Annotated in this window: 14 protein-coding genes; 6 read left to right on the top strand and 8 right to left on the bottom strand. The window is 71.3% G+C overall.

What is annotated here, in order from left to right; all coding sequences use genetic code 11:
* The first annotated feature begins 17 nt into the window (after positions 1–17).
* Complete coding sequence (locus tag DSC45_RS02315; protein ID WP_119286847.1) at positions 18–1,172, top strand: cystathionine gamma-synthase; 1,155 nt, start codon at positions 18–20, stop codon at positions 1,170–1,172.
* Positions 1,173–1,233: 61 nt separating this feature from the next.
* Here DSC45_RS02315 and DSC45_RS02320 read toward each other — a convergent pair whose 3' ends face one another.
* The 3 genes from DSC45_RS02320 to DSC45_RS02330 form a co-directional block, all read right to left on the bottom strand.
* A complete protein-coding gene (locus tag DSC45_RS02320) occupies positions 1,234–1,485 on the bottom strand; it encodes a hypothetical protein (RefSeq protein WP_119286493.1) in 252 nt (83 codons plus the stop codon).
* Positions 1,482–1,964 (bottom strand): sigma factor-like helix-turn-helix DNA-binding protein, encoded by a 483-nt coding sequence (locus DSC45_RS02325; protein WP_162929089.1) that lies wholly within the window; start codon positions 1,962–1,964, stop codon positions 1,482–1,484. Before DSC45_RS02325 ends, DSC45_RS02320 begins: the two co-directional genes overlap by 4 nt.
* 109 nt (positions 1,965–2,073) lie before the next feature.
* Positions 2,074–2,619, bottom strand: a complete 546-nt coding sequence (locus tag DSC45_RS02330; protein ID WP_205571219.1) for a MarR family winged helix-turn-helix transcriptional regulator — start codon at positions 2,617–2,619, stop codon at positions 2,074–2,076.
* A 142-nt stretch (positions 2,620–2,761) separates the two neighbouring features.
* Between DSC45_RS02330 and ilvA the strand changes: the two genes are divergently transcribed.
* From ilvA to DSC45_RS02345, 3 genes are all read left to right on the top strand, one after another.
* A complete protein-coding gene (gene ilvA / locus DSC45_RS02335; RefSeq protein WP_119286497.1) occupies positions 2,762–3,991 on the top strand; it encodes a threonine ammonia-lyase in 1,230 nt (409 codons plus the stop codon).
* A gap of 211 nt (positions 3,992–4,202) precedes the next feature.
* Positions 4,203–5,198 (top strand): ATP-binding cassette domain-containing protein, encoded by a 996-nt coding sequence (locus DSC45_RS02340; protein ID WP_119286499.1) that lies wholly within the window; start codon positions 4,203–4,205, stop codon positions 5,196–5,198.
* Positions 5,199–5,239: 41 nt separating this feature from the next.
* Positions 5,240–6,058 carry an ABC transporter permease gene (locus DSC45_RS02345; RefSeq protein WP_119286849.1) on the top strand — a complete coding sequence of 273 codons (819 nt, stop codon included), beginning with the start codon at positions 5,240–5,242 and terminating at the stop codon, positions 6,056–6,058.
* 121 nt (positions 6,059–6,179) lie between these two features.
* Here DSC45_RS02345 and DSC45_RS02350 read toward each other — a convergent pair whose 3' ends face one another.
* The 5 genes from DSC45_RS02350 to DSC45_RS02370 form a co-directional block, all read right to left on the bottom strand.
* Positions 6,180–6,962 carry an SDR family NAD(P)-dependent oxidoreductase gene (locus DSC45_RS02350; RefSeq protein WP_119286500.1) on the bottom strand — a complete coding sequence of 261 codons (783 nt, stop codon included), beginning with the start codon at positions 6,960–6,962 and terminating at the stop codon, positions 6,180–6,182.
* A complete protein-coding gene (locus DSC45_RS02355) occupies positions 6,962–8,401 on the bottom strand; it encodes an MFS transporter (RefSeq protein ID WP_119286851.1) in 1,440 nt (479 codons plus the stop codon). Before DSC45_RS02355 ends, DSC45_RS02350 begins: the two co-directional genes overlap by 1 nt.
* Before the next feature lie 144 nt (positions 8,402–8,545).
* Entirely contained in the window at positions 8,546–9,133 is a 588-nt protein-coding gene (locus DSC45_RS02360) for a TetR/AcrR family transcriptional regulator (RefSeq protein ID WP_119286502.1), read from the bottom strand.
* 162 nt (positions 9,134–9,295) lie between these two features.
* On the bottom strand, positions 9,296–9,793 hold the full coding sequence (greA, locus tag DSC45_RS02365) for a transcription elongation factor GreA (RefSeq protein WP_119286504.1): 498 nt from the start codon (positions 9,791–9,793) through the stop codon (positions 9,296–9,298).
* Positions 9,794–10,025: 232 nt separating this feature from the next.
* Positions 10,026–10,439 (bottom strand): DUF4307 domain-containing protein, encoded by a 414-nt coding sequence (locus DSC45_RS02370; protein ID WP_119286505.1) that lies wholly within the window; start codon positions 10,437–10,439, stop codon positions 10,026–10,028.
* 190 nt (positions 10,440–10,629) lie between these two features.
* Here DSC45_RS02370 and mca point away from each other — a divergent pair, with 190 nt between their 5' ends.
* The gene (gene mca, locus DSC45_RS02375; RefSeq protein WP_119286507.1) at positions 10,630–11,511 is read left to right on the top strand and encodes a mycothiol conjugate amidase Mca; all 882 of its coding nucleotides are present in this window, start codon (positions 10,630–10,632) and stop codon (positions 11,509–11,511) included.
* A 1-nt stretch (position 11,512) separates the two neighbouring features.
* Entirely contained in the window at positions 11,513–11,782 is a 270-nt protein-coding gene (locus DSC45_RS02380; RefSeq protein ID WP_119286508.1) for a hypothetical protein, read from the top strand.
* The last annotated feature ends 24 nt before the right edge of the window (positions 11,783–11,806 follow it).

Raw genomic sequence — 11,806 nt, forward strand, 5'->3', positions numbered from 1 at the left:
GGCTACGCTCGGGCCGCATGAGCGACAGGCACCCCACGAACAGTTTCGAGACCCTCGCGATCCACGCGGGCAACACCGCGGATCCGCAGACCGGCGCGGTCGTACCGCCGATCTACCAGGTCTCCACGTACAAGCAGGACGGCGTCGGAGGACTGCGCGGCGGCTACGAGTACAGCCGCAGCGCCAACCCGACGCGTACGGCCCTCGAGGAGAACCTCGCGGCCCTGGAGGGCGGCCGGCGCGGGCTCGCCTTCGCCTCGGGTCTCGCGGCCGAGGACTGCCTGCTGCGCACACTCCTCGAGCCCGGTGACCACGTGGTCATCCCGAACGACGCGTACGGCGGCACGTTCCGCCTGTTCGCGAAGGTCGTCTCGCGCTGGGGCGTCGAGTTCACGGTGGCCGACACCAGCGACCCGGCCGCCGTGCGCGCGGCGGTCACCGACCGTACGAAGGCGATCTGGGTCGAGACGCCGTCGAACCCGCTGCTCGGGATCACCGACATCGCCGCGGTCGCGGCGGTCGCCAGGTCGGCGGGCGCCCGCCTCGTCGTCGACAACACCTTCGCGAGCCCGTACCTGCAGCGGCCGCTGGCGCTCGGCGCCGACGTGGTGGTGCATTCGACGACCAAGTACATGGGCGGTCACTCGGACGTGGTCGGCGGCGCCCTGGTGGTGAACGACCCGGACCTCGCCGATGAGTTGGTCTTCCACCAGAACGCGATGGGCGCGGTCGCCGGACCGTTCGACGCGTGGCTGGTGCTGCGGGGCATCAAGACCCTCGCCGTACGCATGGACCGGCACAGCGAGAACGCGGCCCGGATCGCGGAGATGCTCGGTGGCCACGCGCGCGTGACCCGCGTTCTGTACCCCGGTCTGTCCGGGCACCCGGGGCACGAGACCGCCGCCAAGCAGATGCGGTCCTTCGGCGGAATGCTGTCCTTCCAGGTGGCGGGCGGCGAGGAGGCGGCGGTCGAGGTCTGCAACCGTGCGCAGCTCTTCACGCTCGGAGAGTCCCTCGGCGGTGTCGAGTCGCTGATCGAGCACCCGGGGCGGATGACGCACGCGTCGGCGGCCGGTTCGGCGCTCGAGGTGCCCGCGGACCTGGTGCGGCTCTCGGTGGGCATCGAGTCGGTGGACGACCTGCTGACCGACCTGCGCCAGGCGCTGGGCTGACGGCGCCGGACTGCCGACGGTCCTGTCGGGGCGGCCGCGTGCGCGGCCGCCCCGCAGCCGTCTACCAGCCCTGCAGCGGCGGCGTCGTCTCCGCCGGAGGCCGTACCCACGGCTGTTCCACCGAGGCCCACACCGTGAACGCCACCACGGCCAGGCACAGCAGCAGCCACATGACCCGGCGCAGCGCCCGCTGCCGGCGCAACCGCCGCTCACCGCGCGCGGCCGCCGCCGCGGCGAGCCCCGGCGGCACTGCGGGCAGCGGCCCGGCGAGCAGCTGCCGCACCTGGTCCTCCCTGCGTTCGGACAGACTCACCGGACCGTCTCCCTCGCGCGCGTGCCCGACGACGGCAGGAGTGGTGACGGACGGAGCAGCGCGGCAGCGGCCCGATGGCAGACCGTCCTGACCCGCTCCACCGGCAACCCGAGCTGTGCGGCGGCCTGTTCCTCGGCCACGCCCTCGTAGAACCGCAGAACGAGGATCAGGCGCTCCTGCGGACCGAGCGAGGCGAGCACCCCGCCGTGCGTGCGGTGGTGACGGACGGCGGCCCGCGCGAACCGTACGGAGAGCTCCAGCCGGGTCGCCGCGTAGGGATCCTCACCGCGCAGCCGGTGCCAGCAGGCGTAGGTGTGCGCCAGAGCGCCGGTCAGAAGCCGCCGGGCGTACGGGTTGGCGTCGGCGGTCTCCGCGGTGAGCAGCGTCGCGGCATGCAGCAGACGCCCTGCCGCGCCCGCGACGAACGACTCGAACTCACGGGCCCGGCGGGCGCGTTGTACCGCCTGCCGTTCGCGCACCGTGCCTCCCGTGCACCGGGGACCCGGGCCGGCCCGGGTCCCCGCCGTGGCTGCGGCAGGGCCGGACTGCGGCCTCTGATCTCCATTGAGGTCGGCCGCGAGCCCGGGGTCAAGAGGCGGGCGGTACCTCTTCGGCCTCGTCGCCGGAGCCGCCGGGCCCGGCCTGGCGGGCGAGCAGCGCCGAATTGAACCGGGTCAGGAGCGCGCAGAACGCGTCGCGCTCGTCCGCGTCCCAGTCGTCCGTCAACTGCGCCATCAGCTCGCGCCGTGAAGCCCGTACGTCATCGAGGCGGCTCTGGCCCCGCGGCGACAGCTCGAGTACCACGGCGCGGCCGTCCTCCGGGTGCGAGGTGCGCTTGACCAGGCCCGACTCCACGAGCGGAGCGACCTGCCGGGTGACCGTGGAGGAGTCGATGCCCATGCTCGCGGCGAGCGCCTTGACGCCCATCGGGCCTTCCCGGTCCAGGCGGTTGAGCAGCAGGTAAGCGGCTCGGTCCATCGAGTTGCGCAGTTGTCCCACGCCGCCGAGCCGGGTCTGCTCGGCGCGGCGTGCGAAAACGGCCACCTGATGCTGGAGCTGGTCGAGGAGACCGGAATCCGGGTCGTGGGTCACGTCCGTAGTCCTGTCCGTCGTCATGTCCGAAGGTGTGGGCATGGCCGGGATCTCACTTCACGCGTCGAGGGTGGATGCAGGACAGGGTACGCGGCCGCGGGCCGGGGTGTAGCGGCCACGCACAATCGGGCGGAGCCCCCGTCGCCCGGCCGCCGTACCCGTCGCGAGCTGCAAGACTTCTCCCATGAGCTACCAGACGCCCGACCGCTCGCACCCCGTGACGCTCGACGATGTGCGCGGCGCGCAGAAGATGCTCGCCGGAGTGGCTCGGGTGACCGCGATGGAAGGCAGCCGCCACCTGTCCCAACTGGTCGGCGCACCGGTCCACCTCAAGTGCGAGAACCTGCAGCGGACCGGTTCGTTCAAGCTGCGCGGTGCCTACGTGCGGATCTCCGGCCTGCTGCCCGAGGAGCGCGCGGCAGGAGTGGTCGCGGCGAGTGCCGGAAACCATGCGCAGGGTGTCGCACTCGCCTCCTCGCTGCTCGGCGTACGCTCCACGGTCTTCATGCCGACCGGCGCACCGCTGCCCAAGGTGGCGGCCACCCGGGAGTACGGCGCGGAGGTGCGCATGCACGGGCAGGTGGTCGACGAGACGCTCGCCGCGGCGCAGGACTACGCGCGCGAGACGGGCGCGGTCTTCATCCACCCCTTCGACCACCCCGATGTGATCGCCGGACAGGGCACCCTCGGCCTGGAGATCCTCGAGCAGTGCCCCGAGATGCGCACCCTCGTCCTCGGGGTCGGCGGCGGCGGGCTAGCGGCCGGAGTGGCCGTCGCGGTGAAGGCCCTGCGGCCCGATGTGCGGATCGTGGGCGTGCAGGCGGCGGGGGCCGCGGCGTACCCGGCCTCGCTGGCCGCCGGACGGCCGGTGGCCGTGGACCGCCCCGTCACCATGGCCGACGGGATCAAGGTCGGGCGCCCGGGAGACCTGCCGTTCGAGATCGTCTGCGATCTGGTGGACGAGGTCCGTACGGTCTCCGAGGACGAGCTCTCGAGTGCGCTGCTGCTCTGCCTGGAGCGGGCGAAGCTGGTGGTCGAGCCGGCCGGCGCCAGTCCGGTGGCCGCGCTGCTCAGTGACCCCGGTGCGTACTCGGGACCGGTCGTGGCGCTGCTGTCCGGGGGCAATGTGGATCCGCTCCTGATGCAGCGGATTCTGCGGCACGGCATGGCCGCGGCGGGCCGCTACCTGTCGCTGCGGTTGCGTCTCACCGACCGTCCCGGCGCTCTGGCCACGCTCCTCGGGGTGTTGTCAGGGGTGGACGCGAACGTGTTGGACGTGAGTCACGCCAGGACCGATCCGCGGCTGGGGCTCACGGAGGCGGAGGTCGAACTGCACTTGGAGACGAAGGGTCCCGCGCACTGCGTCGAGGTCGCTGCGGCGCTGCGCGATGCGGGCTACACCGTGCGCGACTGACCGGCCGGCGGGCCGACCGGCCGTACGAACCGACGGCCGACGGCAGGGATTTCGCGCTGCCCTGAGACGGGACGCGATGTATCGCGTTATGGTGTGAGCCACGTAACGGGTCGCCGGGCATCGACCGCTCGGCAAATCTAAGCTTTCGGGTAGCAATCACCCCAAAGCTCACCTGCTGTTCACGCCACACCCACACACTGGGAGAACCCACATGCCAGGCGCCATCTACGCCGAGGGGCTGGTCAAGCACTTCGGCGACGTAAAGGCTCTGGACGGCGTCGACCTCGATGTCCCCGAAGGCACGGTCCTCGGCCTGCTCGGGCCGAACGGTGCGGGCAAGACCACCGCGGTGCGCTGCCTGACGACTCTGCTCACCCCCACCTCGGGCAAGGCCGTGGTGGCAGGCATCGACGTCGTCAAGGACCCCGACGCCGTACGGCGTTCGATCGGCCTGTCCGGCCAATTCGCGGCTGTCGACGAGTACTTGACCGGTCGCGAGAACCTCCAGATGGTCGGTCGCCTCTACCAGATGTCCGCGAAGGCGGCGAAGGCACGCGCGAGCGAACTGCTCGAGCGCTTCAACCTCGCGGACGCCGCCGACCGCACCTCGAAGACGTACTCCGGCGGCATGCGCCGACGCCTCGACCTCGCGGCGGCCCTGGTGGTCTCGCCGCCCGTGATGTTCATGGACGAGCCCACGACCGGGCTCGACCCGCGCAACCGGCAGGCCCTGTGGGAGGTCATCAAGGAACTGGTCGGCGGGGGCACGACGTTGCTCCTCACCACCCAGTACCTGGAGGAGGCCGACCACCTCGCGCACGACATCTGCGTCATCGACCACGGCCGCGCCATCGCCCGCGGCACCTCCGACGAGCTCAAGGCCCGGACCGGCGGTGAGCGAGTCGAGGTCGTGGTGCAGGACCGCGAACTCATCGGCACCGCCCAGGAGGTGCTCGCGGCCTTCGCCAAGTCGACCACCGGCAGCACCGTCGAGCACCACACACGCAAGCTCACGGTCCCGGTCAGCGGCGGCGCCAAGCTGCTCGCCGAGGTCATCCGTGAACTCGACGCCCGCGGCGTGGAGATCGACGACATCGGCCTGCGCCGCCCGACCCTGGACGACGTCTTCATCTCCCTCACCGGCCACTCGGCCGAGGAGAACGAGGGCAACCGGACCGACAGCACCGACCACGAGGAGCAGGCGTGAGCGTCGTATCCGACACCGAACGGGCCGCGGTCCCCAGGTCCATGGGTGGCGCACGCCAGTCGATCCGGGACTCCCTGGTGGTGGCCCAGCGCAACTTGATCCGGATGGCCAGGATTCCCGAGATCCTGCTGTTCGGGCTCTTCCAGCCGATCATGTTCGTCGTGCTGTTCACGTACGTCTTCGGCGGCTCCATCAGCGTCGGTGGCTCCACCGACGCGGGGCTCTACAAAGAGTTCCTGATGGCCGGCATCTTCGCGCAGACCGTCACCTTCGCCACGGCGGGTGCGGGCGCGGGCATCGCCGACGACATGCACAAGGGCCTCATCGACCGCTTCCGCTCGCTGCCCATGGCACGCGGTGCGGTCCTCACCGGCCGCACCCTCGCCGACCTGGTGCAGACCACACTGACCATCGTGGTGCTCGCGGGCGTCGCCCTGCTCGTCGGCTGGCGCGTCCACGAGAACATCGGCAAGGTGATCCTCGGCTTCCTGCTGCTGCTCCTGCTCGGGTACGCGTTCTCCTGGATCGGCGCCCTGATCGGCCTGTCCGTACGCACTCCCGAAGCGGCCACCTCCGGCGGACTGATCTGGCTGTTCCCGCTGACGTTCATCTCGAACGCCTTCGTGCCGGTCAGCGGGATGCCGAAGTTCCTGCAGCACGTCGCGGAGTGGAACCCCTTCAGCGCCACCGTCGCGGGCGCCCGCGAACTCTTCGGGAACACGATGGAGGGCGTGCCGAAGTCGGTCACCGGAGCCTGGCCGATGGAGCACCCGATCATCGCCTCGGTCATCTGGTCCGTCGTGATCATCGCCGTCTTCCGCACCCTGGCGGTCCGCAAGTACCGCAACGCGACGGCCTGAGCCTGCGGCGCGGCGTCGGCTCGAGCGTCAATTCGGCCTGAAAGTGCGGTAGTTGGAACCCGTGTCGGCCGCGCACCCCAGGAGTCCGGGGTGCGCGGCCGACGACGTGACACGACGGGTGTCAGGCCGAGGAGCCGCCGTCCACGACCAGGTCGGTGCCGACGGCGGAGGCCGCGTCGGAGGAGGCGAGGTAGAGGACGGCGGCGGCGATCTCGGCGGTGGTGGAGGTCCGGCCGACCGGCGCCTCACTGCGCATGCGTTCGGTGCGTTCGGCCTCGGTCTCGCCGGGGCGCATCGACATCGTGGTCTGCGTGGAGCCGGGGCTGACCGCGTTGATCCGTACGCCGTCCTGGATGTGGTCGAGGGCCGCGCCGCGGGTGAGCGCGGTGACGGCCGCCTTGGACGCGGAGTAGGCGGTGAGGCCCGGGACGCTCAGGTGGGCGCCGAGGTTCGAGGAGATGTTGACGATCGCGCCGCCGGAGGGCTGGGTGCGCATCTGGCCGACCTCGGCCCGCAGGGCCAGGAAGACGCCGGTCAGGTTGGTGTCGACGACGGTGCCCCAGTCGTCCTCGGGCAGGTCGGCGACGGCGGGGCCGCCGCGCAGGACACCCGCGTTGTTCACGGCGACGTCCAGGGAGCCGAAGCGGCCGACGGCCGTCTCGACCAGGGTCCGCAGGTCCTCGGCGCGGGTGACGTCAGTGGTTACGGCGAGTGCGGTGCCGGACGCGGCCTCGATGAGGCGGACGGTCTCCTTGAGCGAGGCCTCGGTGCGGCCGGCGACGACGACGTTCGCGCCTTCCGCGGCGAAGGCGAGGGCGATGGCGCGGCCGATGCCCGTACCGGCGCCGGTGACGAGAGCGGTCTGTGCGGCGAAACGGCCGCGGCTGGTGGCGTTGCTGGTCATCAGTGAACTCCCTTGGTGAGGTGGGTGGTTGGTGCGGTGGAGTCGGGTGCGGGGAGGGTGGTGCGGGGGCCGCCGGCTGTTGCGGTCGGACGGGCGGGCGCACGGGTCCGCGCGAGGGTCAGCGCGGCGAGGACGGCGAAGAGCGCCGCCGTGGCCGCCATGGACGCCGGATCGCCGCCGAGCGTCAGGAGGAGGGCGAAGAGTGCGGTGGGGCCCAGTTCCATCGCCGTGTTGAGGCTTCCGCCGGCGAGCCCCGACTGCGACTGCGGCACCCCTTCGGTCGCCAGCACCGACGCCCCCGCGAAGGAGAGCGCGGCCCCGGCGGGCAGCAGCACGAGGCCGGGCAGCAGTCCGTACGCGTACGGGAGCGTCGTGAACCCGGTGGCGGCGAGCAGTGCGAGCCCGGCCGCGCCGGTGGTGAGCCCTGCGCCGGTCACCCGAGGGGCGCCGTAACGACCGGTCAATGCTCCGGCCGCGCGTCCGGCGGTCAGCAGGGACACGGCGAACGGTACGAAGGCCGCGGAGGTGGCGAGCGCCGACCAGCCGCGCTCCTGCTGCAGCCGGAGGGAGAGCAGGACGAAGGTGAGGGCGGTGCCCGAGGCGGTCAGGGAGATCGCGGCGAGCCCGAGCCTGCGGCGCCCGTCGCGCAGGAAGCCGGGCGGCAGCAGCGGATCCGGGGTGCGCCGCTCGGCTGCCGCGAACGCGGCGAGCAGGACGACGCCGGCCGACAGCGGGACCAGTACCTGCGCCGAGGTCCAGGCGCGGGCGTCCGTCATCACCAGCCCGTAACTCGCCGCCGTGACACCGCCGGTGGCGAGTACGGCCCCGCGCAGGTCGAGTCGGCGGCCGGGGGTCGGCGGCGTGACGGGCAGGAGACGCGGCACGAGGACGAGTCCGGCGGCCGCCACCAGGAGGGGCGCGGCGAGGGCGAGCCGCCAGGACCACAGGGCGGACAGGACTCCGGAGAGCAGGTTGCCCGTGGTCGCGCCGATGATGGAGAGGCCGCCCCAGGTCGCCATCGCCCTGCCGTACGCGGCGGGTCCGGGGAACACCGTCCGCAGCGCGGCCATCGCGGCCGGGGTCACGACGGCTGCGCCCACGCCCTGCGCGAACCGGGCGCCGAGCAGCGTCGCGTACGTCGGGGCGAGGGGTGCCGCTGCCGAGGCGACGGCGAAGACCAGGAGTCCGGCGGTGAGGGCGTTGCGGGCCCCGTACCGGTCGGCCACCCGCCCGCCGAGCAGCAGCAGGCCGGCGAAAGTGAGCCCGTATGCGGCGCTGAGCAGGATCAGATCGGCCCGGGCGACACCGAGTTCGCGGCCGATGCGGGGCAGCGGTACGGCGATCGCGGCGAGCGTGAAGATCAGGGTGACCTGGATCGTGCCCAGGAGGGCGAACGCGGTGGACCGCCGGGGTGGTCCGAGCTCCCGGGTGTGGGGCATGGTCCAACCTTTCTTGACCAGTCGTTCCATTTTTGGGGCATGGGTCGCTCGGGTGCCGGGCGGGTTCGAGGTGAAGGGATTCGCGACCGGCGCGACCGGCGCGACCGGCGCGATCGGCGCGGTCGGCGGGGGAGGGTGCGGGCCTCAGTCGTCCAGGAGTTTCAGCGCCTGGTCCGCCGCGTCCCGCACGCGCGCCGGATCGCTCGACGCCTTGCCCACCACGCGCAGCCCTTGCAGCAGTACGAGCAGCATCCGGGCGAGCGCCTGCGGGTCGTGGTGCGCGGCGAGCTCGCCCTGTGCCCGGGCCCGGACGAGCGCGGAGTGCAGCGGGGTCTCGATGTGCTCCCAGCTGCTCTCCACCCGGCGGGTCGACTCCCGGTCGTGCGGGCCCAGTTCGACAGCGGTGTTGGTCACCAGGCAGCCGTCGCGCCGGGTCGCCTCGTCCGCCGCCTCGTCCGCGAAGCGGCGCACCAGGGTGCGTACCGCCGGCAGTACCGGGCCCGGCTGGGACAGTTCGTCGATGAGGGCCGGGTCCCGGGACTGGATGTAGCGGTCCATGGCCTTCAGGTACAGGTCGTGCTTGTTCCCGAAGGTGGCGTACAGGCTCGCGCGACCGATGCCGAGCTGCTCGACGAGGTCCGCCATCGAGGTCGCCTCGTACCCGCGCCGCCAGAACAGCTCGAGGGCGGACTGGAGTGCGGCGTCCGGGTCGAATTCCTTGGTTCTGGCCATACGCACACCCTAGGCATTTCCAGAACGCTCAGTCAAGAAAAGGGTCGGCTCGGTGCGCGACTCGTGCCACCGGAGCGGTCCCCGCACATGCACGAGGGCCGGAACGCGCAGTGCGTTCCGGCCCTCCTGCCGCCGTCCCCGGTGCCCGGAGACGGCGGACGCTCACGAGGCGTACGGCTTCGCGCCGAGGATCTTGACCTTGGCCATCTTGCCGTTGGGCAGCTCGTACTCCGCCTGCTCGCCGACCTTCTTGCCGTTCACGCCCTCGCCGAGGGGGGACTGCGGCGAGTAGGTGTCGATCTCCGCCGAGGCGTACTCGCGCGAGGCGAGCAGGAAGGTGAGGGGGTCGTCATCGTCGCCGTCGAAGGCGATCGTGACGACCATGCCCGGCTCGACGACGCCGTCGTCCGGCGGGGCCTCACCGACCTTCGCGTGCTCGAGGAGCTGGGTGAGCTGGCGCACCCGGAGCTCCTGCTTGCCCTGCTCCTCCTTGGCCGCGTGGTACCCGCCGTTCTCCCGCAGGTCGCCCTCCTCGCGGGCCGCGGCGATCTTCGCAGAGATCTCGCCGCGCGCGGGACCAGACAGATACTCCAGCTCGGCCTTGAGCTGGTCATACGCCGCCTGGGTCAGCCAGGTGACGTTGTCGCTGGTCTGGGTCACAGGTGCTCCTCGTCCGTACTGGGAATACAAAGCAACGCCCTACCCAGAAGCATGTTCGCTTCTGGGTGGGCGAAACCACGAGCCTAACAATTCCGGCGCGGAAGGGGGACGGCCTCGCCCGTGCGGGCCGGGGTTCGCCGGTTTTCTCGCCGTGCGGCGGGTGTTCTCTCAGTGTGGCCTGCGGGCCCGGAACCTTCCAGGCATTGGGCTACCGGCTGAAAACGCCGGGCGGTCAGTCCGATTCGCAGGAGATGAGTTCTGCCGCCGTCGCGCGGGACGTCGTGCGCACGGTGACGACCTCGTCGAGGCGGTCGGTGTGCTGGGCGAAGGTGACGTTCTTGCGGCCGACCTCGGCGCCGTTCTCCGCGAGCGCCCGTACGGTGCACACGCCGCGCGTGCCGGGGTCCTTGTGGATCTCCAGATGCACCGCGACGGATTCGTCCGACACCACCTTGGACCTGATCATCTCGCCGTTGAAGGCGTTCTTCCCGCCGATGTAGTCCACGCCGATCCAGGCGATCACCCCGAGCATCACCACCGCGAGGACCGATCCGACGATCTTCAGCTTGCGGTCGGCGCGGGCGTCCTCGGACCGGCCGTAACGGCCTTCGGGGAGCTGTTCGCGCTGGTCGGGGACCGTGCTCATGATCGTCCTCTCCGGGCCTGACACGGCAGGCGGGATACGGGAGCGGGGTCCCGAAATGTACGGGACCGGGGTCCCGGAATTATTCGCCCCCCGATTCGGTCACTATAGAAGCCGCCCGACGCGTCGAATCCACTAGGGGGCGTCCCCTGGGGGCGCGTTCCTGGGGCGACACAATCACGAGGATCGAGTCTTGACTGACCAGCTGCGACTGATGGCCGTTCACGCCCACCCCGACGACGAGTCGAGCAAGGGCGCGGCCACCATGGCCAAGTACGTGTCCGAGGGGGTGGACGTCCTGGTCGCCACCTGCACGGGCGGGGAGCGCGGTTCCATCCTCAACCCCAAGCTCCAGGGGGACACCTACATCGAGGAGCACATCCACGAGGTCCGTGCCAAGGAGATGGACGAGGCCCGAGAGATTCTCGGCGTCCGCCAGGAATGGCTCGGGTACGTCGACTCGGGGCTGCCCGAGGGCGACCCGCTGCCGCCGCTGCCGGACGGTTGCTTCGCCCTCCAGGACGTCGACGAGGCGGCGGGCCGTCTGGTCCGCCTGATCCGGTCGTTCCGCCCGCAGGTCATCACGACCTACGACGAGAACGGCGGATACCCGCACCCGGACCACATCATGACCCACAAGATCTCGATGGTGGCCTTCGACGGTGCGGCCGACACCGCGAAGTATCCCGAGGACGAGTTCGGCCCGGCCTTCCAGCCCCAGAAGATGTACTACAACCAGGGCTTCAACCGTCCCCGCACGGTCGCCCTGCACGAGGCGCTCCTGGCCCGCGGCCTCGAGTCCCCGTACGGCGACTGGCTGAAGCGCTGGACCGAGGTCGACCGTGCCGAGCGCACGCTGACCACCTACGTCCCGTGCGCGGAGTTCTTCGAGATCCGCGACAAGGCGCTGATCGCGCACGCCACGCAGATCGACCCCGACGGCGGCTGGTTCCGTATCCCGATGGAGATCCAGCGGGAGGTCTGGCCGACCGAGGAGTACGAGCTGGCGAAGTCCCTCGTGGACACTTCCCTCCCCGAGGCGGACCTCTTCGAGGGCATCCGGGACAATGCCTAGTGTGAACGCGAATCTGGCACTGACGCAGCTGCTCCCGCTGGCCGAGGAGCTCGACAAGGACAAGGTCACCCCGGGTGTCCTCGGCTTCCTCGTCTTCGCGGCCCTCGCGATCGGCGTCTGGTTCCTGATGAAGTCGATGAACCGGCACATGGGCAGGGTCGACTTCGAGGAGGAGCCGGAGGACGGGTCCCCGGCGACGGCGAAGAAGGCGCCCGCGAGCGCCGGCGGTCCGGCCGCCGGCACCGGGCGCGGCGCGGACGGCGACACGTAGCCGGACTCCCGGCGCCCCGCCCCC

This window comes from Streptomyces sp. YIM 130001, from assembly GCF_003574445.1.
Taxonomy (GTDB): domain Bacteria; phylum Actinomycetota; class Actinomycetes; order Streptomycetales; family Streptomycetaceae; genus Streptomyces.